Below are 21,794 nucleotides of genomic sequence, written 5' to 3' on the forward strand. Positions count from 1 at the left end.
GTTAAGGAGGATAATGGTGTGTTCCCACGAAAGTCATAAGCAGCAGAGTCATGCTATGCATGGCGAGCCTCAACAGGATAACCTGATACTGTGCCCACAATGCGATATGCTGGTGGCGTTGCCGCCTTTGCAATCAGGCTCCAAGGCCGTTTGTCCCCGTTGTAAAACGACACTCAGTGCCCGCTGGGCAGAACCGCGCAAACAACCGATTGGTTTTGCCCTCAGCGCGTTATTCATGCTGGTGTTAGCCAATATCTTCCCGTTTATCAATATGCGCGTTGCCGGTCTGGGTAATGAAATCAAACTGATCCAAATTCCTCAGGTGATGGTGGCAGAAGACTATGCCAGCATGGCCACCCTGTTTATGGTGTTTGTGCAACTAATCCCGGCGTTTTGCATGTTGGCGATTATTCTGCTGTGTGCCAGGGTGCGGCTACCACGACAATGGAAGATCTGGATGGCCAAAGTGCTGTTCCAGTTGAAGACCTGGTGTATGGTCGAGATCTTCCTGGCTGGCGTGCTGGTTAGCTTTGTCAAACTGATGGCTTATGGTGATATCGGCATTGGTTCCAGTTTCGTCCCTTACTGTCTGTTTTGCCTGCTGCAGGTGCGAGCCTTCCAATGCGTCGATCGCCGCTGGCTGTGGCAGGATATTGAACCCGCCCCGTTGATTGATCGCCCGTTGCAGGTTGGGCGTACCGGTCTGCGTCAGGGAGTTCGTTCCTGCTCCTGCTGTACGGCCATCCTGCCCGCCCAGCAGTCCAAATGCCCGCGTTGTCACACAGTGGGCTATTTACGCCGCCGCCACAGCCTGCAATGGACGATGGCGTTATTGGTCACCTCGATCATATTGTATATTCCGGCGATGCTGATGCCGATTATGATCACCGAGGCGTTGGGCAATAAAATGCCATCAACGGTCATGGCCGGGGTGGTGCTGCTATGGGGAGAAGGGTCCTATCCGGTGGCGATGGTGATTTTCATTGCCAGTATTATGGTGCCCTCGCTCAAGATGTTGGCTATTGGCTGGCTATGCCTGGATGCCAATGGCAAAGGCAAGGCCAATGCCGATAGCGAGCGTATGCATCTGATTTATGAAGTGGTGGAGTTTGTTGGCCGTTGGTCAATGATCGACGTGTTTGTGATCGCCGTGCTTTCGGCGTTGGTACGTATGGGACAGTTGATGAGTATTTATCCAGACATTGGGGCGCTACTGTTCGCCATGGTGGTCATTCTCACCATGTTTGCTGCTATGGCGTTTGATCCCCGTTTAACCTGGGATCGCGCAAATGAAACAATAAAAAAGGAGCCGCAAGGTGACGGAAAGTAATCATGGCGTCGCGGATGTTGAGAAGATCAAGCGCTGGTCGCCGGTGTGGATCATTCCCATTGTCACCGCGTTGATCGGTGCGTGGATCCTGTTTTATCACTTCAGCCATCAAGGGCCGCAAGTGACGTTGGTCACGACCTCCGCCGAAGGTTTGGAAGCGGGAAAAACCAAGATCAAAAGCCGCAGTGTGGATGTCGGTACGGTGGAAAGCGTCACCCTGAGCGAAGATTTGAGTAAAGTGCTGGTTCAGGCTCGCCTGAACTCCGGCATGGAAAAGCTACTGCGTGACGATTCGGCCTTCTGGGTGGTGAAACCGCAGATTGGCCGTGAAGGCGTCTCCGGGCTGGGGACCTTGTTCTCCGGTGCCTACATTGAATTGCAACCGGGCAACAAGGGCAAGGTTGGAAAAGCGGATTATCAACTGCTGGATGCTCCGCCGCTGGCCTCTCCCGATGCCAAAGGGTTGCGCGTGATACTGGACAGTGACAAATCCGGCCAGTTGAACGCTGGCGATCCGGTACTGTTCCGTGGCTACCGCGTTGGCTCGGTGGAAACCAGCTATTTCGATCCCAAGCTGCGCTCCATGCGCTATCAGCTGTTTATTACCGCGCCTTACGATCAGTTGATCACTACCAACGTCCGGTTCTGGAAAGACAGCGGCGTTGCCTTCGATATGTCCGCACAAGGCATGCGTGTGGAAATGGGATCCTTGGCGACGCTGTTTAGCGGTGGCGTCAGCTTTGACGTGCCAGAAGGTTGGGAGCGTGGCCCAGCGGTGAAAGAAAAGGCCGAGTTTGCTCTGTTCGATAGCCAGCGCAATATTCAGGATTCGCTGTATACCGAGCATACCGATTATCTGGTGTTCTTCTCCGAATCAATCCGTGGGCTGCAACCGGGGGCTCCGGTTGAGTTCCGGGGTATTCGCTTGGGTACCGTGGGGCAAGTGCCATTCTACAAAGAGGGTATGCGCCAGCGGTTGGATAACGACTACCGTATTCCGGTGCTGATCCGTATTGAGCCTGAGCGCTTTAATCAACAATTGGGCAAGAACTTCGATATCGCGCAGCATTTGAAAGATGCAGAGTCGCGTGGCCTGCGTGCCGCGCTGAAGTCAGCCAACTTGCTGACTGGCGCGTTGTATATCGATCTGGACTTCTATCCACAGGAGAAAGCGTGGAAGGGGCCGCGTGAGTTGTTCGGCTATCCGCTGTTGCCAACCACCAGCGGTGGCCTGGCGCAGATCCAGCAGAAGTTGATGCAGACGCTGGACAAGATCAATTCGATGCCGATCAATCCAATGATCAACGAAGCGACCAAAACGCTGGCCGAAAGCCAGAAGACCATGAAAGAAACGCAGAAAACCCTGCAGTCGCTCAATGACATCATCAGCAGTAAAGAGATGAAGGCATTGCCTGAAGATATGCAGAAAACCCTGCAAGAACTCAATCGCAGCATGAAGGGGTTCCAGCCAGGCTCACCAGCCTACAACAAAATGGTTGGCGATATGCAACGTCTCGATCAGGTGCTGCGTGAGCTGCAACCGGTTCTGCGTACCTTGAATGATAAGAGCAACGCCCTGGTATTTGAAGCCGCGGGCAGTAATGACCCTCAGCCGAAGAAGGCCAAAAAATGAAAAAATGGATCCCGGTAGTTCTGGCGCTGTTGCTGAGCGCCTGTAGCAGTACGCCCAACAAGACTTACTATCAGTTACCGGCGTTGGGAACCCCGACTCAGGTGAGTGGCACCCAGGCGTCGCGCCAGCTGTGGTTGGAGCACGTCAGCGTGGCGGATTTCCTGGCGCAGAGTGGGGTGGTCTACCAGACCAACGACGTGCAGTTTGTGATTGGGCAAAACAACCTGTGGGCCAGCCCGTTGGATCAGCAACTGCAACAGACATTGGTGACCAACCTGGGCAGCGCTTTGCCGGGTTGGGTGGTGTCATCACAGCCGATGAGCAGCGATCAGGATGTGCTTAACGTCACCATCAGCGGCTTCCATGGCCGCTACGACGGTAAAGCGATCGTCCGTGGTGAATGGGTGTTGAGCCATCAGGGCAGGCTGATCAAACGGCCATTCAACCTGGAATTGAAACAGAGTGAAGATGGCTATGACGCTTTGGTCCGCACCTTGGCCCAGGGTTGGTTGCAGGAAGCGCAGGAGATTGCCGCACAGGCAGCTCGCCTTTAATCATAGCTTGTAATAATTCGTTCTAAAGCCATCCCGGTAAGGCAAAGTAAAAGCCTTGCCGGGATTTTTTTCTTTTATTATCATGAAATTAAATCCAGACCAGCAATATCAGCCACTTAGCTTATGCGCCGTGCATAGCTCACAAATATGACAACGGTATGAAATTTGAACGTTGATCTTCTCGCCATTTAGGGCTATTCCTTAAATGTGGCTGTATTTCGTGCGGCCATTGTTTTCTTTCCACAGAGTAACAACGAGGGAAACGAGGCATGAAGAGACAGAAAAGAGATCGTCTGGAGCGGGCTGAATCACGCGGTTACCAAGCAGGTATTGCAGGGCGTTCGAGGGAACTTTGTCCCTACCAATCTTTAGATGCCCGGGCTAACTGGCTGGGAGGGTGGCGAAAAGCCATGGAGGACAGGGCTGTGACCGCTTAAGCGGCTCTCTGTCATGAATTAAGGAACGACCTCCGCCAAACAAGCGGAGGTTTTCGTTTTAAGCGTAAAATTATTCCTGCCAGCGTTTCAGCAAAATACTCGCGTTGACTCCCCCAAAACCAAATCCGTTCGACAGGGCATAGGTCATTGCCATCGGTTCCGCCTTATTGGCCACCAGATGCAGACCGGCGGCGGCAGGGTCTGGATTATCCAGATTCAGGGTGGCCGGAGCGATTTGATCGCGCAGTGCCAGCGCGGTGAAAATGGTTTCCAGTCCGCCTGCGGCTCCCAGCAGATGGCCAGTGGCCGATTTGGTGGAGGTGATGGCGATATGCCCATCGGTGCCGAACAGGTGTTTGATGGCGTTGATTTCACCCAGATCGCCAACCGGGGTTGAGGTGGCGTGCGCATTCAGATGCTGAACCTGATCGGGCGTGACGCCAGCCTGTTTCAGCGCAATCTTCATCGCCCGATAGGCGCCGTCGCCATCTTCGGCCCCGGAGGTCATATGGTAGGCATCCGCACTGGTGCCGTAACCGACAATCTCTGCTAACGGCTTGGCACCACGTGCCAACGCATGTTCCAACGTCTCGATCACCAACATCCCGGCACCTTCACCCATCACAAAGCCGTCGCGGGCGCTGTCAAACGGGCGTGACGCTTTGCTAGCGGCATCCGCTGGCGTGGTTGACATGGCTCGGGCAGCGGCAAAGCCCCCCAGGCTGACGGTATCGATAGCGGCTTCCGTTCCGCCGCATAAGGCGATATCGGCTTCATCGTTGCGGATCATCCGCACTGCATCGCCAATGGCCTGCACGCCTGCCGCACAGGCGGTGACCGGTGCGCCAATCGGCCCTTTGAATTGATGCTTGATGGAGACATGGCCCGCGGCCAGGTTAACCAAAAAGGAGGGAATGGTGAAAGGAGAGAGGCGCTTCGGCCCGCGGCTATCTGTGGTGCGCACCGCGTGGGCGATAGCTGGGAAACCACCAATACCAGAGGCGATCACGGTGGCCGTCCGTTCCTGTTTCTCCTCACTATCGGCGCTCCAGCCAGCCTGCTTAATGGCTTCGTCAGCGGCGGCCATCGCCAGCAGTATAAAGCGGTCCATTTTCTTTTGGTCTTTCGGTGCCACGCTCAGGTCGGGATCAAAACCGGCAGCGGCATCCTGCTCCAGCGTGGGCACCTGGCCGCCGATCTTGACCTGCAAATCTGCCACCATCTCTTCGGGTAGCGGGCTGATCCCGGACTGACCCGCCAACAGGCGTTGCCAGATCGGCTCTACGCCGCAACCCAAAGGAGAGACGGCCCCCATACCGGTGATAACTATACGACGACTGCTCATAGTGACTCCTTGGATGATTCATTAGGTAAGGTGTAGTGATGCTGCATCAGAGAAGCACGGCGTGACATGGCCTCTCCGGCCGCAGGGCCTGCCGCCAACGTGATGTGCTGCAGAGCGATAGGCTGCTGGGTTAGCGCATCGATTAATAGAGGCTGTATTGGTTGACCGCTGCGTCGATCGACCAGTTCCGCGCTGTGTGCCCCTTCAGTCAGATGAGTATTGCCCCACTGGAACAACGTCACCAATACTGGAAAGAAATCCTTGCCGCGCTCGGTGAGCAGATATTGGTAGCGTATCGGGCGAGTCTGGTAGCGCTGCTTATACAGAATGCCGCTTTCCACCAGAAATTTAAGCCTGCGGGTCAGCAGCGTGGGGGATAGCCCCAGGCTTTGCTGAAACTCGTCAAATTTGCTCAAGCCATGAAAGGCATCACGCAGGATCAGGATGCTCCACCATTCCCCCACGCGCCCCAACGAACGGGCGATTGGGCAGGGGGTCGTTGCAAAACTGGTTTTTTTCATGCTGCCCTCTTGGTGGATACATTTATTGTAGTCACTGTGTGGCGATTAAACGGCCAGAACAGTAATAACAAAGGGGGGGGGAAATAAACGGCGACCGAGATAGGCCGCCGTAAGGCGTTAGAACGCCGCAGCGTCCTTGAACAGGCCCACTTTCAGATCGCTGGCGGTATAGATCACTTTGCCATCGCACAGCACTTCGCCATCAGCCACGCCCATAATCAGCTTGCGGATGATCACGCGTTTGAAGTTGATGCGGTAGGTGACTTTTTTGGCGGTTGGCAGCACCTGTCCGGTGAACTTCACTTCGCCGACGCCCAGAGCACGGCCTTTGCCTTCGCCGCCCATCCAGCCGAGGTAGAACCCTACCAACTGCCACATGGCATCCAGACCCAGGCAGCCAGGCATGACCGGATCGCCAATAAAGTGACAATCGAAGAACCACAGATCCGGATTGATATCGAGTTCAGCTTCTACATAGCCTTTATTGTGGCTACCACCGTCTTCGGTCATCTTGACCACGCGGTCCATCATTAACATGTTACCTGATGGCAACGGCGGCCCACCGGCGCCAAACAGTTCGCCACGGCCCGATGCTTCGAGATCTTGTTTCGTATAGGATTCGCGTTTATCTACCATGTTCTCAGTAAACCTTATTTTGATGAAGGACGCAGATTAACTTACACGTGTACGCTGAACAAGTCCGATCAGCCACGGCTGAACCAGTTAAGCCAGCGCAATGGCCACGGCAAAGGACGCCGTTCTGGCAACATGGCCTGTGCAATTCGCTCCTGGATGGCAGCCAGCAAGCTAGGCTGTTGCTCATCGGTGAACGGGTAGCCGGTCAATAATGGCAAGGCTTCTGCAACGCTATCTACCGCCCACAGATGGAATTGCCCTTCACGCACCGCGTCGACGACGTCTGGGCGCAGGCAAAGATGCCGTACGTTGCTGGCTGGCAGGATCACGCCCTGTTTACCCGTCAGGCCACGGCGTAGACAAACCTCGAAGAAACCTTCAATTTTTTCATTTGCGCCACCGATCGGCTGCACATTACCAAACTGGTCAACGGAACCGGTCACGGCAATTTGCTGAGTGATCGGCTGCTGTGACAATGCACTGATCAGAGCGCAGAGTTCGGCCAGTGAGGCGCTGTCCCCGTCAACTTCGCCGTAGGATTGCTCAAAGACGATAGAGGCGGAGAAGGGGAGCTGCTGATCGAGATCCAGTTCGGAGATCAGGAACGCCTGCATGATCATCATACCTTTGGCGTGCAGATTGCCGCCCAACTCGGCCTTGCGCTCCACATCGGTGAACTCGCCATCGCCCAGGTGGACCACACAGCTGATGCGTGAAGGTTCGCCAAAGCTGCGTGGATGCCCTGGATAATCCAGCACCGACAGGCCGTTAATCTGACCAATCACCTCACCTTCGGTTTCGATCATGATCTGGCCCAGCTCAATCTCGTCCTGCATGCGTTCTGACAGATAGCTTTCACGCCATTCGCGGGCATTCAGCGCCGCTTCTAACGCTTTAGCGGTGATCTGATCATCTTCGGCATACAGAGCGGCCTCAGAAAGCTGCTGACTGACCCACAGTGGTGATAGCGGTAGGCTACCCTGGTCACCGGTATGGCGCACCGCCTGGACCATCAGAGGCTGCCAGGCGTCCGCTGCCAGCGGTGGTAATTGCTGCTCGGCGACCACGCTATTGATATAGCCACACCATTGCACCATATCGTCTGGCTCGGTGAGCTGCAGATCGTCTTCATATTCACCGTAGACGGCCTGCCCGCAGACTTCAGGCTCCATATCATGGAAATCAGCCAGGCCATGGCGATCGCCCACCACAATCAGGCGTAACTCCAACGGCATCGGCGGGATGGAAATCGGCAGTGGCCGGGCTTCATCTGGCGTCAGCCACTGGAACTGGCGCTGGGTAATCATCTGCTTGAGACGCAGCCACAATAGCGGCTGTGCCAATAGGGCACGCGCCGACAGGATCAGCACGCCGCCGTTAGCCTGATGGACCAGGCCCGGCTGCAAGGTGATCGCACCATTATGCATTCTGACGCAGCCAAATAACTGTTCTGGCTCAACCCATTCCTGGTATACGCAAGCACCGCCTGCGGCAAAAGGCTCATCGCCGCGCATGGCATTCTTAATGCTGACGGTGTCGCCTTCAATCACGTAGTGACTGCCTTTAACGGTATTCTGCGGTTGCAACTCTTCTGCCGCTCGGGCGATCAACGCCAGATACTCACGTGTTTCCTGTGCTTTCAACAGCATAAAACGTGGCAGAGACAGCGGATGCAAAAACAGCGTCAGCGCATTCTCCAAACGGGGCTGGATTGCAGAAAAGGCCACGGGTGCCAATTGAGCAGCGGAATCGAAAATCGCCTGATAAGGCGTAGCAGCAGGCAACAGAGATTGCCATTCAAGTCGGTTATTGGTCAAAGTGTTAGATGCAATCGTCAAAAAGGGAAAGCGCGATTATACAAGAATAACGCCAGCTTGATACCTCCAGAGTCATTGTTGAGCATCGGAGTTTGACATTGCTCGATGACAGTGCAAAAAACAGTCAAAAACGGCGGGTAATTGCCGAGGAAAAATTGGCTAAAGCTGTTATGCTTATTAAAGTTACACGGTCACAGCAGAGTTCATGATGAAATATCAGCAACTGGAAAATCTGGAGAGCGGTTGGAAATGGAAGTACCTGGTGAAAAAGCACCGGGAAGGTGAAGCGATCACCCGCTACATTGAAAACAGCCTTGCTCAGGAGGTCATTGACCAACTGCTGAAGCTGGAAAATGAACCGGTCAAAGTGCTGGCGTGGATCGATGAGCACATGAATCCGACGCTGGATAACCGGATGAAGCAAACCATCCGCGCCCGGCGTAAGCGTCATTTTAACTCAGAACATCAGCATACGCGCAAGAAATCGATCGATCTGGAGTTCCTGGTTTGGCAACGTTTGGCTGCGCTGGCGCATCGCCGTGGCGTCACGCTATCGGAAACCATCGTACAGCTGATCGAAGATGCCGAGCGCAAAGAGAAGTATGCCACCCAGATGTCATCGCTGAAACAGGATCTACAGGCGATCCTGGGTAAGGATGATAAATAGCATTACCCAATGTTAAGGCCAAAAAAAACCCCGCAATGCGGGGTTTTTTACTAAGAAGCGCTTACTTAGCCCTGAGGCTGAGAAACAACTTCTTTGATGCCTTTAACTTCGATCTCTACGCGACGATCTGGAGCCAGACATGCGATCTGAGCTGCAGTTGCGCGGCCTGAACGGTAGCCACAAGAGTCACCGGTAACTGGGTTAGCTTTACCCATGCCACGTGCAGAGATCTTGTCTGAAGGGATACCTTTAGACACGAGGTAATCCACAACGCTTTGTGCACGTTGCTCAGACAGGCGCAGGTTGTATTCTGCTGAACCTACTGCATCAGTGAAGCCCAGAACGACAACAGAACCGTCTTTCGGATCCAGTGAGCTCAGTTGGGTGTACAGCTGATCCAGAGCTTGTTGGCCTTCTGGCTTCAGGGTAGCTTTGTTGAACGCGAACAGAACGTCAGAAGTCAGAGTGAACTTCTTGGTCTCAACAACTGGAGCTGGGGCTGGAGCTGGGGCTACTACTGGAGCAGCAACTTCCTGGCCAAAGCGGTAGGAAACACCTACGCTCAGCATGCCGTTGTCTGGACGTGCACCAACGGTACCTGCGTCACCGATGTTGTTAACCCACTGGTAGTCCAGGCGGGTAGCCCAGTCACGAGTCAGTGCGTATTCAACACCCACTGCTGCCAGTGGAGAAACGCCAGTGTCATGGTTGCTCAGGCGCTGATCGGTTGCACCGTAGTGAGCGTTCGAGTCTGCACGCCAAACCATACCACCCAGACGGGTGTAGATGTCCAGATCGTCCATGATTGGGTAGCTCAGTTTAGCTGCCAATTGAACGCCTTGAGCTTTAAAAGCACCGTTGTTCACGCTGCCTTTGTAAGGCATACGGCCAAGCCAGTCGTAGCCCATTTCGAAGCCCAGGTATTGGTTCGCTTGGTAACCCAAGAACGCGCCTGCACCCAGTTGGCTTTTATGAGTAGGACCGTTGCCGATACCATTCTCATAGCCGTTACCGTAGAAACCGGTGTCATGATACTGGGACCAACCCAGTTTGGCACCAGTGTACCAAGTGTCGTCTTTTGGTGCGGCTTGCGCTACTGTAGCGAAACCTGCCAGTGCCACTGCTAATGCGATAGCTGTCTTTTTCATTTTGCGCCTCGTTATCATCCAAATAGGCAATGAGCTTTAAAGCTGCTTTAAGCCCTTGGTTTAAATTCCTTCGCCAAGGTTTGAGCCCTCGTTTGTTACTCTGCCAGTTTTTCTGGCGTTATAGAGCAACCTTGGCGATGTAAAGTCTACAACGTGGCGCGAAAGTTACAAGTGTGATGTGATAAAGCTCTAAAAAAAAACATGGAATTAGACATATCCTCTAACATATCGGGGCGCTAAACGAGACTTTTTTTCATATGGAAGGTGGCGCCGAACCGCAGCCAACCTAGCTTCTCGCCCGATCTGCCTGCGATTGCCAGACCAAGCGATAAAAGTGATGGGAAAAGTCCTAAATTTACTTAATGATACAAAGAAGAGTGAATTTTTAAGGTTGAACAGTGTCTGTCGGCAGCAACGATGTCACGTTGGGGTCGCATAATGAACCCATAGGCATTGCCCAATTCTGCCGCTCGACTCAGCCTTAGACGATCCTCTTGTGTCAATTCTGGTAACCAGCCTAGCACCACACTGTAATTTCCTGTCAGTAAAGCCTTCTCCATGGCATCTACGGTAGCCAGTGGATTGATCTGATTAAGCTGTACGACCTTATCAACCGGCAGGCTGGCCTGCTGCAGCCAGGTTTTGCTCAGTTTCTGCTGCGGGGTCAACCACAGTAACCAGCGTGATTGCTTGCCCAACTGCTGCAACAAAGGCACCAATAACTGAGCTACGGCGGGTTGCCGCTCATTGTAAACAAGCTCACTGATTAGGCCATTTTCGTTGCCCTCTTGCGCAGGGTTCACCGCTTGCTTTGCCGGCATTGGGGATTGGCTAAAATGAGGTTGATAAAGTGATTGAGTACGCATGTCGTCTCCCGCCCGTAGTGTTACTGTATGTATATACAGTATAGCCATCGAAACAGAAGATCAACCCAAATTTTCGTAACGCTTCGCATAATTGAGATTATTTATTGTACGTCTTGAATTTATGATTGGCACGACTAGGGATAATGCGTATTTTTTTTAATTAGTTGTTCCCGTTACGTTTATTCCAACCAAAACATGCCTAATGGCTGTGGCTTCATATAAGGAGAGTTAAATGAATGGAGGATCGTTAAGGAGGATCGAACAGGCAAAGTCCTGCTTTGCCGCCCTGGGAAATATTGCCCTACGCTCGCAGTTTGGCGGCTATGGCCTGCTGGCGGACGGCACAATGTTTGCGGTCATTACCGAAGGTGAGCTGTATTTGCGTGCAACGGAAAGTCTGGAAACCGCTTTTCGTGAGCGTGGCATGGTGAATATGACCTATTTAAAGCGAGGGGTCCCCATGGTCATGCGCTATTACTGGGTGAATGAAGAGTTGTGGCGGCAGCGTCGCGAACTGTGTGCGCTTGCTTGGCAGGCTATCTGTGAGACGCGTAAAGAGATAAAGGTAAAAAAACGCTGCAATGGCAGATTGAAAGATTTACCGAATATTGATGCCTCATTAGAGCGCCAGCTGTGGCGAGCAGGCATATGCAATATTTATGATTTTCGCCTGTTGGGGGCCAGAGATAGCTATCTGAAGCTGCTGCAACAGCAAAAAAATCTGGGCATGAAAGTGCTGATGTCACTGGCGGGGGCCATGGCGGGCTACCACCATGCCGCCTTGCCTAATCTACAAAGGGAGGCGTTGACCGAATGGTTCGAAAACAACGCGCTCTTTCCCACCTTTGAGGCGCGGTCAGAAGACCGCGCCTGCGGCCCACATCCTTGAACTATCAACCGGCTTGAGTAATTTGTGTATTGAGTGCTGTCAGCTCGGGTAGCAATTCGAGCACCAGGCCAATTTGCTGCAACACCAGCTGTTCTTTGCTTTCCGGCTCCGGAACCAGCGCAGTAATACGCTCGGAGAGGGCTTCCAGTGCCTGCGTGATACGCTGACGATCATGAGCGTCGTGGTGTAATGCACCATCAACATAGCAAACCGCATCGTTGAGCAAGTCCAGCACGGCGGCACTTTCCAGGCGCTCACGGTGGGCGCCCAGGGCGGAAATATAGCTCAGCAAGGTATGGTTCAGGCACAGCAGGCGGAATGCCGCTTCCTGAATGGTTTTATCGGCTTTAGGGTCAGCAGACATGTTAGAGATCACCGACGCCAATTCTGCATCGCTATTATGGGCATCGCGGCGGGCAATACGATAAGGCAGGCCGTTATCCTTGCCCTGATGGTACTGCACCAGAATGGCATCCAGATAGCGGCAGTCGGCATTCAGTGTCTTGCGCACCATGGCCGGTAACTGACGGAACTTCCAGTCTGGCCAGATAAAACTCACCGCTGCCCAGGCGATGGCACAACCCAGCAGGGTATCGTAGACGCGCGGGGCAGCCACTTCGAACCCTTCGCCCAGCAGGTTAAAGCATAGCAAGACCAACAGGGTGATAAACATCGTGGCGTGGGCATATTGCACGGTTCGGAAGGCGAAGAACAATACTCCGGAGATCACGATCAGGATCAATTGCCCTTCCAGTGAGGGCACAAAATACAGGATCGGCAGCCCGATCAAAATGCCCGCCAGAGTGCCGATGATCCTTAACGCCAAGCGCCTGCGTGTGGCGTTGTAGTTAGGCTGGCAGACAAACAGGCTGGTCAGCAGGATCCAATAACCGTGCTGCATCCCGGTCAGTTGAATAAACGCATAGCCCACGCACAACACCACCGACATACGGATGGCGTGGCGGAATAGGGCGGATTGTGGTGTCAGGTGGCGGCTGATACGCAGGCGAATATCGCTCCAACCGGTGAGCCGGTCGTCTGACAGGTTGTTTTCCTCGGCCTGGCCACTCGCCAAGGACTGCTCAGACTCGATATTGGCCAACTGAGCGTCAATTGCCCGTAAATTCTTCAGCAGATGGGATAGCGCTCTGGTCAGTTCGCGATTTTCTGGGGTAATGGTAATCCGGGTTAGCGCCTCTTCCAGGCGTGAAAAAGCGGGCTCAAAACGCGGGCTATGCAGATATTTCTGCCGTAGCAGTATCGACTGCGCCAGTTGCTGGCAGGCACGGGCCTGCTTGGCCAACAGACGCTGAAACCGGAACAGAATATCGCTGTGGCGGAACTGTTGGCTTAGCGCCTGATACTGTACGTGAGAAGAACTGGCGCGTTCATGGATATCCTGAGCGACAAAATAGTAGTGCAGCGTTCTGCGGGTGCCGCGCTGGCCACGGTCGCCTTTCAAGCGGGTCAGCAGTGAAGCCTTGGTCAGGTTCAGCGTGCTGACCAAGGTGCTGTTGGCCATCGCCACGTCAACCCACGGCAGGTCGGCGTCCGATTCGGCATCTGGATCGAACAGATTGGCCTTGGCATCCAGGTAGTTGGCCAACTGTTCATAGCAGCGGGCCAGGTTTTCCTGCAGGGGCTTGATAGGAAATAGCAGATGGCCGATCAGCGTCAGCAAGTTGTACCAAATGGCACCGATAATCAACAGAACCGGTTGCTGGTACCAGGCGTCGTACATGGAGGTGCCAAGCATGGTGTAGACGGCGATCAGCAAGGCACCGAAGGCGATAGTGGCGTAACGCTGCCCTAATGCCCCCAGCAGGATAAAGCCGCAGGTTGAGGTCGTCAGCCCGAGGGCAAACAGCCAGGGGTAAGGAAACAGCAGTTCAATCGATGTCGAGGCCACAAAAAAGCAAACTAGTGTAATGAGCAGATTTCGCAATCTTCCTGCCAGCCGGTCGTCCAGATCCGCTAGCGCGGCGGCAACGACACCCAGCGTTAACGGAATGGTCAGTTTAGGGACGCCCAACCACCAGGGTACCGCAGAGGCTCCAGCCAGCGCGATAAAAATACGCAGGTTATAAAGCAGGTTGCTGTTATAGGTATAACGCCGAATTTTGGGTGCTAAAGAGAGCACGACAAGCTCCTAAATGGGAGAAAGGTTAACGCGATTAAAAGCGGCGGCGGGCGTTCTCGATCCGCGCCTGTTGGGCCACCTCAACCGGCACGACGCGGCGGCCGACTGGCCACAGGGCGATAGCGGCTATCTTGAAATTGGCGATGCCTACCGGAATACCGATAATGGTGATGCACTGGGCGATGCCGGCAATAATGTGTGACAGGCACAGCCACCAGCCGAACAGGACCAGCCAGACGATATTCAGTAAAGAACCGCCGGCAGCCAGCAGGGCATTGCTTTTCTCTGGGTATAATTCATCGACATGGATCGCTTCGTTGCCAAATGGCAACAAGGAGATCTTGGTGATTTCCCAGCAGGAGCGGGTTAATGGCAGGGTGAAAATCAGCACGACGCTGAAGAAGGTGGCAATCAGCCAGCCAAGCGTGGTGAAAAATCCACCCAAAACGAAATTAAGAACGTTCAATACAGTACGCATAGTCGTCATTCTGCTCTAATGATGGCCAAACGGCACGGGGGAAGTATTCATCAGCATAACGCAAAAACTATTCTACCCTTTTTTTAACGCTAGAGTGCCATTGCTTAACGCGGGTAAACTGGCGGCAACTCTGAACATGATTATGGCGTGGGCATATGGAACTTAAAGCGACATCGCTGGGCAAGCACCTGGCACAGCATCCCTACAACCGCGTACGGTTGTTGCATGCCGGGGTTGAGGTGAGCGGTGAGAAGCATGAATACCTGATCCCTTTCAACCAGTTGATTCAGGTGCGTTGTAAACGCGGGATCGTCTGGGGGGAGCTTGAGTTCGAACTGCCGGATGAAAAGGTTGTGCGCCTGCACGGTACCGAGTGGCAGGAAACCCAGCGCTTTTACCACTATCTGCAGCAGTCCTGGCAGCAGTGGAGCAGCGAGATGAGTGAAGTGAGCGCCGAGGTATTGCAACAGCAGGTCGATCATATCCGCCAAATTGAGCAACAGGACAAGTGGTTCAAGCGTGCCGAATTGAGCAGCTTGCAGCAGCAGATCCGCCAGTCGTTTGGCGCATTGCCCATGCCAGTGGCGCGGCTGGAAGAGTTTGAAAACTGCCGTGAAAGCTATCATTTGTGCCTGCAGTGGCTCAAATCTGGTATGCGCAGCGTGGCGCAACGCAATCAGCGGTGGTGCGACCGGATGCTGGAAACCCACCAGGATTTCTTCCAGACCGTTGAAACGTCACCGTTGAATGAATCGCAAAGCCGGGCCGTGGTGAACGGCGAGGATGCCGTGCTGGTTCTCGCAGGAGCCGGTAGTGGCAAGACCTCGGTGCTGGTGGCGCGGGCGGGGTGGCTGCTACTGCGTCAAGAGGCTGAGCCTGAGCAGATCCTGTTGTTGGCATTTGGGCGCAAAGCCGCCGAAGAGATGAACGAACGCATCCAGGAACGTTTGGGCAGCGTGGCGATCCAGGCGAAAACGTTCCATGCGCTGGCGCTACAGATTATCCAGCAGGGTAGCCGGAAAGCGCCGGTGATCAGCAAGCTGGAAAGCGACAGTAAAGCGCGCAGGACGTTGCTAATTACCCACTGGCAACAGCAGTGTAGCGAGAAGAAAGCACAGGCCAAAGGCTGGCGGCAATGGTTAACGGAAGAGCTGGAGTGGGAATTGCCTGAGGGCGATTTCTGGCATGACCGGCGTCTGGCAGAGCGTTTGAGTGGGCGCCTGGAGCGCTGGCTTGGCTTGATGCGCACCCACGGAGGTAGCCAGGCCGAAATGATAGAGCAGGCCGATGAAGAGATCCGCGACCTGTTCAGCAAACGCATTCGCCTGATGGCACCGTTGCTGAAAGCGTGGAAAACCGCGCTGAAGGATGAGGGCGCGGTCGATTTTGCCGGGCTGATCCATCAAGCCGTTAATCTGCTGGAAAAGGGGCGCTTTATCAGCCCGTGGAAGCATATTCTGGTGGACGAGTTCCAGGATATCTCACCACAGCGTGCGCAACTGCTGGCGGCATTGCGTAAGCAAAACAAGCAGACCAGCCTGTTTGCCGTCGGCGATGATTGGCAGGCAATTTACCGTTTCAGCGGAGCAGAGCTGTCGCTGACCACCGCCTTTGCCGAGAACTTTGGCGTAGGCGAGCAGTGTGCGCTGGATACCACCTACCGCTTTAACGATCGGATCGGTGAGGTGGCCAACGGCTTTATACAGCAGAACCCGCACCAGTTGAAAAAACCGCTTAATAGCCTGACCAAGGGCAACAAGAAGTCGGTGGTTATCCTGCCGCAGGAGCAGTTGGAAGCGTTGCTGGACAAGCTAAGTGGCTATGCGAAGCCGCAAGAACGGATCTTGGTGCTGGCGCGCTACCACCATCTCAAGCCTGAGGTGTTGCAAAAGGCGGCAACGCGTTGGCCGAAGTTGAATATCGAGTTTATGACCATTCATGCCAGCAAAGGCCAGCAGGCTGACTACGTGATCATTGCCGGGCTGTATGAAGGCAAGGATGGATTCCCGGCGGAGGTCCGTGAATCCGTGCTTGAAGAGGTTTTATTGCCTCAGCCTGAGGATTTCCCGGATGCGGAGGAGCGGCGTTTGCTCTATGTCGCCCTCACGCGGGCCAGGCATCAGGTTTGGTTATTACAAGATCGCGAACGCCCGTCGGTATTTATCGAGCAGTTGCAAGAGATTGGCGTGCCGTCGCAAAGAAAGCCGTAAACCACAGGCCTGGCACTACACCAGGCCTTGGTATTATTTCAGGCGTTCGGCGAGGTACTTTTCGTAATCAGGAATGGCGATCACTACTTCGCTCTTGAACAGCGAGGAGTCGATCAGGAAATCGGCGGTGGAGCGGTTGGTCGCCACCGGGATGTTCCAGACCGTGGCCAGGCGCAGCAAGGCTTTGACATCGGGGTCGTGAGGGACGGCGTTTAGCGGATCCCAGAAGAAGATCAGCATATCGATCTTGCCTTCGGATATCAGTGCACCGACTTGCTGATCGCCGCCCATCGGGCCACTCAGCATGCTCTGCACCGGGATACTGCTGGCTCGCTGGATCAAATTGCCGGTGGTGCCCGTGGCATACAGCTGATGCTGGGCAAGTACTTCCTTATTGTCTTCAACCCATTTCAGCAAGGCCTGCTTGCGATGGTCGTGAGCAACGAGCGCAATATGCTTGCGTGCTGCGATGGTGCGGGTGGTTTGTTCCATGTCGCTGTCCTTGGAAAATCGAATGATTCGCCACAGATTACTGAAACTGTATTTCACTGCCTAGTGCTAACGCGGGAAATTGCGACCAAACCACGCCTTTACGGCATAAAGGCGTGGTTGGCAGCATTTAACGGTTGCGAGATTGGCTGGCCCAGGCGATAAACCGTTTTTGCGTCTCGGGATCGGCGCGCAGGAACCAGTATTGCAGCATTTCCTCGGCAACGTTGTCGCCGTTCAGGGGGATAACCGCTGGGCTACCCTGTGTCGCCGAGATCACGCTGGCACGCAGATGGGCTAACGCCGGAACGGAGGCCGGGCGATTTTGAGCGTTATAATCGGCAACGATCTTCTCCAGGTCATTCCCATTGGGTGGGGTTGTTAGTGGTAATACATCGTGTTTGATTGCCAACGGCTTGCCGTGGTTACCTAGAATTTTATAATTCGGCGCTTTATCAAACCGCTGGGCATCCTGCTCATTCTCGATACGCGGTAGCTCAATGGTGACGGCGCTGACGTTTTGACTATTGAACACCACAATCTGCGCGGATGAAGTGTAAAACATCTGAGACCGTGGTTCTTTACGTACGGATTTGGTGACTTTGAACAACAGCTGATGCTGCCCGTCATTTAATTCCAGACTATCGGCTCCTTTTAACAACGAGCCCGTCATTTGCTTGCCGTCGACCACCATCAGCTCGATGTCCGGGGAAAGCTTCAGGGTCGTAGCTGCGGCCGAAACGCTTAGCGATATTCCAAGCAGCCCCGCAACCACCAGACCAAATTTCATTGTTACTTCCTTTTCGTGAAACAGTATGACTAGTGTTGAATACGCCACTAGTTATGTCAAATCTTTTCAGAATGCCGTTTAATTTACATTTACACACATTTTGATGATATTTGAAATATGATTTGGCTCAAACCAGCCTGCAGGCAGTATAGATGCAGACTGATAACAAACTTAAACCGATGTTGGCGTTTCGGTTACACTGATGAAAATGCTTTTCGGAAAACATCAGGAGCGAAAAATGCAAGACCTAGCAATTGCAGAGGTACTCAAGCAGGTCAAAACCATTGCGCTAGTGGGGGCCAGTGATAAACCGGCGCGGCCCAGCTATGGCGTAATGGCTTATTTGCTGGCGCAAGGCTATCAGGTCATTCCGGTGAGCCCGAAGCTGGCCGGGCAGACGCTGCTTGGGCAGGTGGTTTATGCCTCATTGGAGTATATTCCTCATCCTGTCGATATGGTGGACGTGTTTCGTAACTCGGAGGCGGCGTATGGGGTGGCACAAGAGGCCATTGCGATAGGCGCCAAGGTGTTGTGGTTACAAATCGGGGTGATCAACGAACAGGCGGAAGCATTGGCCAAACAGGCCGGGTTAACGGTGATTATGGATCGTTGCCCGAAGATTGAGATCCCGCGACTGGGGCTGGCACGCTGATTGAATGAAAACGCCAGGATTGGCCCTGGCGTTTGAGACTGCTGATAGACTTCAACCCGTAACTCTACGTAGAGGCGCTGGTTTCTCAGGCTTGACGCTTAGTTACGCAGCCGGGGGGCCTGCAACTGGCTGCGAATGGATTCCGCCAGTTCATCCAGAGAAGGCTGTTCAGGGTGTGCATCCTGTGCTTCCCCCGCCAACTGCGCTTCTGCCAGATAAGTGTGAACCGGTTGGCCTTCGTCGTCTTCCATCACCACGTGATACCACGGCGCTAGGCGCAACTCGTCGTTGGCTGCAATCTCGTCTGCTTTTGGGTGCTCCAGAGAGTATTCTGGATCGACATCAATCACTACCCCCAAATACCCCAGCAGCCGGTGACGAACCTGCTGACCGATACCGAATTTGCTGGCTATCATATGACCTCCTGAGAAACAGTGCATTGAACTCTATATGAGGACAAAAACAGCGCATTTCAAGTTACATCACCCGGCAGGCAAACCCTTTCAGATACAAGCCTTCAGGATAAGTCGCAATCACCGGGTGGTCGGCAGCCTGTCGGAACTGCTCTACAAATTGTACATCACGCCCGGCATCTACGGCAGCATCGGCCAAAATTTTCTGGAACAGATCGGTCGGCATCAGGCCAGAGCAGGAGAAGCTGAGCAGAATGCCACCCGGGTTCAGCAACTGGAAGGCTAACATATTGATGTCTTTATAACCGCGACAGGCGCTGGCCAACTGATTTTTGTTTTCGACAAACTTCGGTGGATCCATGATGATCAGGTCGAATTTCTCACCCTGCGTGCGGTAGTTGCGCAGCAGTTGGAATACGTCATCACGTACAAACTCGGCCTTGCTCAAATCCAACTGGTTCAGTTCGACGTTCTGCTTGGCGATATCCAGCGCGGCCTGCGATGTATCTACGCTAATGACCTGCTCACACCCGCCCATCAAGGCAGACACCGCGAAAGCGCCGGTGTACGAGAAGCAGTTGAGCACGCGTCGGCCTGCGGAATAGTTACGCGCAGCCAGGCGGCTATCACGCTGATCGAGATAAAAACCGGTCTTGTGGCCTTGTTGAATGTCCACCAGCAGTTTCATACCGTGCTCGGTGATCGGTAGCAGGGCCGGGGGAAGATCGCCCAGCACCGGGCCTTGGGTAAGCGGCAAGCCCTCTTTCTTACGTACGGCAACGTCTGAACGATCGTAGATCGCGCATTCTGGGTAGCAGTGCTGGAGAGCAGAAAGCAGCGGGGCGCGCTGATATTCGGCACCGGCGGACAGTAACTGTAAAACCAGGAAGTTCTGGAAGCGATCGATGGTGATCCCCGGCATACCGTCAGATTCACCGGCGATCAGGCGATAACCGTTCAGCCCGTCACGCTTTGTGACCCAATCACGCCAGCTCTGTGCCTGCTGCAAGCGGCTGATAAAGAAAGCGATATCAATTTCTTCGTCCTGCTTGAAGGTCCAGACGCGTGCGCGAATCTGCGATTCTGGTGAATAGGCACCGCGTGCCAGCCATTTGCCCTGGCTGTCATGGATATCGATGGTTTCGCCGGACTGGGCTTTACCTTCGACACGGAGAACAGCGCCAGAGAAAATCCACGGATGGCGACGGAGTAAGGACTTTTCACGTCCTTTGGCAAGAAACAGGCGCATAATTTTTACTCTTTAATTACAACAGATTACAACTGACAGGTCACTATCAGTCAAAATAAAGTCACAATCATAAAGGAAGCTCCATCCATTCAGAGCCTCGAGAGTCCTGATAGCGAGCTGTCATTTCGGCTGATTTGTGACCCAAAAGGCGCTGGGCGAATTCACTTCCTCGCGCCTCTGTATGAAGACGGGCGGAAAGGCTTCTGATTTCGTGGAAAGATGGCGGATCTCCTTCCCACGATAAGCCGGATAGTTTACGCGATTTCGTGAAATAATCCGACATTGTTCTTTCGGCCACTTTGCCACCGGTGCGAGGTGAAATGATGTAGTCGCTGGTTTTCTTAATATCACCGATCAGTTGCTCAAGATTAACGTCGGCTATGCTCAGCCTCATCGGAATGGCCACCATTGATCCAGTTTTCCCTTGCTTGACCAGAAGCCTGTCGTTAGAAATATCCTCCCATTTCATATTGCACACATCACCCATGCGCTGCCCGGTTACTAGCGCCATATCAAGTGCAGGCACAAACCAAGAGGGGAGAGCGCTTGCGTATCGCCTTATGGAGTTGAAATCCGCCAGTGACAGACGTGATCGCTTGACGTCTGTCTTTGGGTTCCTGGTTGCTTCAACGGGATTGTGCTGAATAGCCCCATCTGCAATAGCCTCCCTGAAAATATCCAGTAGCGTTCCGCGCATGATTTTGGCACTTGAGCTTTTCCCCTGCTCAACGTAGTGGTTAACGAACCCGGCGATGTCCTTCGTTGTGAACTCAGCCATCGGCTTGTCTGGGAAGTAATCACGGTATATCCCAAGTTTGCTACGGTGATTTACCATCGTTGACTCCTTCAAGCCTCGGCGCTCAACAATGGCATCGTACCGGTCGAGCCACGCATGAAATGTAACCACGCCTTCTTCCTGGATGCGCTGTGCCAAAGTTCGCTCACCATCACCCGCCATAAACTCCAGATTTGCTGAGATTGCTTCAGTTATTGCCAGCCGCTTATCCCTCCCTAATCCGTACTCTTTACCCGTCCTTGGGTCGCGGTAGCAGTAGTAACCCCCATTACGAACATAGAGGTTTGGCGGAAGATCGCGCCGCCTTGAGTTCCTGACTCTTGCCATTCCTAATCCTCGTTAAAAGACCGCCAGGCTTCTTGCTTTGCCCGTCGATTCTCTTTGCGTTTTCGGACAGCAACCACTCCTTGCCATCCTTCTCCGGTGCAGGCCAGATTTTGCCTTCACGAATCAACCGCCTTATGGTTTCTTCGTTTCGCTTAATTGGCTGCCGCTCGTTCCATTGTCTGATTGTCAGCATGCAAACTCCCGCAAATAAGACGTGACGATCCCCACCCATGCAGTGGGCATTAGTTGGTAAATTAATAACTTGATAAGTTGCTAGTTACTTCTCTGCGTATACCTCATGACACACACAATTCAGCTGCAGCCACGCCGGTGGCCTTGTTGACAACAAGTGCGCAACCTTCAGGGCGTTTTTATCGAGGATTTGTCGGTAGGTGAGTGTGTTGCCT

General features: G+C 53.7%; 22 protein-coding genes. 8 read left to right on the plus strand and 14 right to left on the minus strand.

Annotated features, from left to right (window positions below):
- Positions 1-55 precede the first annotated feature (55 nt).
- The 4 genes from pqiA (at position 56) to rmf (ending at position 3,954) form a co-directional block, all read left to right on the plus strand.
- Positions 56-1,330 (plus strand): membrane integrity-associated transporter subunit PqiA, encoded by a 1,275-nt coding sequence (gene pqiA / locus ACMV5H_RS09995; RefSeq protein WP_223499623.1) that lies wholly within the window; start codon positions 56-58, stop codon positions 1,328-1,330.
- A complete protein-coding gene (pqiB, locus tag ACMV5H_RS10000) occupies positions 1,317-2,963 on the plus strand; it encodes an intermembrane transport protein PqiB (protein ID WP_059200412.1) in 1,647 nt (548 codons plus the stop codon). Before pqiA ends, pqiB begins: the two co-directional genes overlap by 14 nt.
- On the plus strand, positions 2,960-3,517 hold the full coding sequence (pqiC, locus tag ACMV5H_RS10005) for a membrane integrity-associated transporter subunit PqiC (RefSeq protein WP_021804881.1): 558 nt from the start codon (positions 2,960-2,962) through the stop codon (positions 3,515-3,517). Before pqiB ends, pqiC begins: the two co-directional genes overlap by 4 nt.
- A gap of 269 nt (positions 3,518-3,786) precedes the next feature.
- The gene (gene rmf / locus ACMV5H_RS10010) at positions 3,787-3,954 is read left to right on the plus strand and encodes a ribosome modulation factor (RefSeq protein ID WP_071680718.1); all 168 of its coding nucleotides are present in this window, start codon (positions 3,787-3,789) and stop codon (positions 3,952-3,954) included.
- A 70-nt stretch (positions 3,955-4,024) separates the two neighbouring features.
- Here rmf and fabF read toward each other — a convergent pair whose 3' ends face one another.
- The 4 genes from fabF to ACMV5H_RS10030 all read right to left on the minus strand — a co-directional run bounded on the left by fabF (position 4,025) and on the right by ACMV5H_RS10030 (position 8,273).
- Positions 4,025-5,299, minus strand: a complete 1,275-nt coding sequence (gene fabF, locus ACMV5H_RS10015) for a beta-ketoacyl-ACP synthase II (RefSeq protein WP_094982367.1) — start codon at positions 5,297-5,299, stop codon at positions 4,025-4,027.
- Positions 5,296-5,820 carry a winged helix-turn-helix transcriptional regulator gene (locus ACMV5H_RS10020; RefSeq protein ID WP_115159657.1) on the minus strand — a complete coding sequence of 175 codons (525 nt, stop codon included), beginning with the start codon at positions 5,818-5,820 and terminating at the stop codon, positions 5,296-5,298. Before ACMV5H_RS10020 ends, fabF begins: the two co-directional genes overlap by 4 nt.
- Before the next feature lie 117 nt (positions 5,821-5,937).
- On the minus strand, positions 5,938-6,456 hold the full coding sequence (gene fabA, locus ACMV5H_RS10025) for a bifunctional 3-hydroxydecanoyl-ACP dehydratase/trans-2-decenoyl-ACP isomerase (protein WP_024485665.1): 519 nt from the start codon (positions 6,454-6,456) through the stop codon (positions 5,938-5,940).
- 68 nt (positions 6,457-6,524) lie between these two features.
- Positions 6,525-8,273 carry an AAA family ATPase gene (locus tag ACMV5H_RS10030; protein ID WP_181817547.1) on the minus strand — a complete coding sequence of 583 codons (1,749 nt, stop codon included), beginning with the start codon at positions 8,271-8,273 and terminating at the stop codon, positions 6,525-6,527.
- Positions 8,274-8,481: 208 nt separating this feature from the next.
- On the opposite strand from ACMV5H_RS10030, the gene matP reads away from it, so the two are divergent.
- Positions 8,482-8,940 carry a macrodomain Ter protein MatP gene (matP, locus tag ACMV5H_RS10035; RefSeq protein ID WP_037375184.1) on the plus strand — a complete coding sequence of 153 codons (459 nt, stop codon included), beginning with the start codon at positions 8,482-8,484 and terminating at the stop codon, positions 8,938-8,940.
- A 65-nt stretch (positions 8,941-9,005) separates the two neighbouring features.
- Here the strand turns inward: matP and ompA are convergent, their stop codons facing one another.
- Both ompA and sulA read right to left on the minus strand, forming a co-directional pair.
- Entirely contained in the window at positions 9,006-10,088 is a 1,083-nt protein-coding gene (ompA, locus tag ACMV5H_RS10040) for a porin OmpA (protein WP_021182055.1), read from the minus strand.
- A gap of 359 nt (positions 10,089-10,447) precedes the next feature.
- Complete coding sequence (gene sulA / locus ACMV5H_RS10045) at positions 10,448-10,954, minus strand: SOS-induced cell division inhibitor SulA (protein WP_115159659.1); 507 nt, start codon at positions 10,952-10,954, stop codon at positions 10,448-10,450.
- A gap of 232 nt (positions 10,955-11,186) precedes the next feature.
- Here sulA and ACMV5H_RS10050 point away from each other — a divergent pair, with 232 nt between their 5' ends.
- Positions 11,187-11,843, plus strand: coding sequence for a TfoX/Sxy family DNA transformation protein (locus ACMV5H_RS10050; RefSeq protein ID WP_115159660.1), 657 nt, complete (start codon positions 11,187-11,189; stop codon positions 11,841-11,843).
- Between the two features lie 4 nt (positions 11,844-11,847).
- Here ACMV5H_RS10050 and yccS read toward each other — a convergent pair whose 3' ends face one another.
- Positions 11,848-13,983, minus strand: a complete 2,136-nt coding sequence (gene yccS, locus ACMV5H_RS10055) for a YccS family putative transporter (protein ID WP_179247845.1) — start codon at positions 13,981-13,983, stop codon at positions 11,848-11,850.
- 34 nt (positions 13,984-14,017) lie between these two features.
- Positions 14,018-14,461, minus strand: coding sequence for a YccF domain-containing protein (locus ACMV5H_RS10060; protein ID WP_024485658.1), 444 nt, complete (start codon positions 14,459-14,461; stop codon positions 14,018-14,020).
- A 155-nt stretch (positions 14,462-14,616) separates the two neighbouring features.
- On the opposite strand from ACMV5H_RS10060, the gene helD reads away from it, so the two are divergent.
- Complete coding sequence (helD, locus tag ACMV5H_RS10065; protein WP_209527723.1) at positions 14,617-16,671, plus strand: DNA helicase IV; 2,055 nt, start codon at positions 14,617-14,619, stop codon at positions 16,669-16,671.
- A 33-nt stretch (positions 16,672-16,704) separates the two neighbouring features.
- Here the strand turns inward: helD and ACMV5H_RS10070 are convergent, their stop codons facing one another.
- Complete coding sequence (locus ACMV5H_RS10070; RefSeq protein WP_414821761.1) at positions 16,705-17,163, minus strand: methylglyoxal synthase; 459 nt, start codon at positions 17,161-17,163, stop codon at positions 16,705-16,707.
- A gap of 127 nt (positions 17,164-17,290) precedes the next feature.
- Positions 17,291-17,950, minus strand: a complete 660-nt coding sequence (locus ACMV5H_RS10075; protein WP_414821762.1) for a DUF2057 family protein — start codon at positions 17,948-17,950, stop codon at positions 17,291-17,293.
- Between the two features lie 238 nt (positions 17,951-18,188).
- Between ACMV5H_RS10075 and ACMV5H_RS10080 the strand changes: the two genes are divergently transcribed.
- Positions 18,189-18,602: a CoA-binding protein gene (locus ACMV5H_RS10080; protein WP_414821763.1), complete on the plus strand. Its 414-nt coding sequence runs from the start codon at positions 18,189-18,191 to the stop codon at positions 18,600-18,602.
- Positions 18,603-18,700: 98 nt separating this feature from the next.
- Here ACMV5H_RS10080 and hspQ read toward each other — a convergent pair whose 3' ends face one another.
- The 4 genes from hspQ to ACMV5H_RS10100 all read right to left on the minus strand — a co-directional run bounded on the left by hspQ (position 18,701) and on the right by ACMV5H_RS10100 (position 21,580).
- Positions 18,701-19,018, minus strand: coding sequence for a heat shock protein HspQ (hspQ, locus tag ACMV5H_RS10085; RefSeq protein WP_021182046.1), 318 nt, complete (start codon positions 19,016-19,018; stop codon positions 18,701-18,703).
- A gap of 61 nt (positions 19,019-19,079) precedes the next feature.
- Complete coding sequence (gene rlmI / locus ACMV5H_RS10090; protein WP_414821764.1) at positions 19,080-20,264, minus strand: 23S rRNA (cytosine(1962)-C(5))-methyltransferase RlmI; 1,185 nt, start codon at positions 20,262-20,264, stop codon at positions 19,080-19,082.
- A gap of 67 nt (positions 20,265-20,331) precedes the next feature.
- Complete coding sequence (locus ACMV5H_RS10095) at positions 20,332-21,387, minus strand: tyrosine-type recombinase/integrase (protein WP_414821765.1); 1,056 nt, start codon at positions 21,385-21,387, stop codon at positions 20,332-20,334.
- Positions 21,329-21,580 (minus strand): excisionase, encoded by a 252-nt coding sequence (locus ACMV5H_RS10100; RefSeq protein ID WP_414821766.1) that lies wholly within the window; start codon positions 21,578-21,580, stop codon positions 21,329-21,331. Before ACMV5H_RS10100 ends, ACMV5H_RS10095 begins: the two co-directional genes overlap by 59 nt.
- Between the last annotated feature and the right edge of the window lie 214 nt (positions 21,581-21,794).

The organism is Serratia sp. N21D137 (genome assembly GCF_047530005.1).
GTDB lineage: Bacteria > Pseudomonadota > Gammaproteobacteria > Enterobacterales > Enterobacteriaceae > Chania > Chania fonticola_B.